At 72.1% G+C, this 369-nt stretch carries 1 protein-coding gene; it reads right to left on the bottom strand.

The features are described 5' to 3' along the window. The coding region (ribD, locus tag AC1DIH_RS28235; protein WP_477774102.1) for a bifunctional diaminohydroxyphosphoribosylaminopyrimidine deaminase/5-amino-6-(5-phosphoribosylamino)uracil reductase RibD at nucleotides 1-369 on the bottom strand (369 nt) is incomplete at both ends.

The raw sequence follows: 369 nt of genomic DNA, 5'->3' as shown, positions 1-369 counted from the left end.
GCCGATGCCGGTGAGGATGGCGCAGGCCCGGGCGCGCCAGGCATGGCCATCGTCGCGCGCGGGTTTGCCGGTGATCCACTGGCTGGTTCCGTCATGCAGCGCGGTGCCGCCATCGAGGGAAGCGGCCACTTTCACGCGCACCCACGGCAGGCCGCGCGTCATGCGCGAGACGAAGCCGATGTTGAGGTCGCGCGCTTCTTTTTCCAGCAGGCCGCAGCGTACGTCGATACCGGCATCGCGCAGCCGTTGCAGGCCGCGCCCGGACACCGCCGGGTTGGGGTCTTCCATGGCGGCCACCACGCGGGCGATGCCCGCACGCACCAGCGCCTCTGCGCACGGCGGCGTGCGGCCGAAGTGGCTGCACGGCTC

This window comes from Pseudomonas sp. 05N36, from assembly GCF_056397385.1.
The sequence above is the reverse complement of the archived record's forward strand: the minus strand, read 5'-3'. Positions and strand labels throughout refer to the sequence as shown.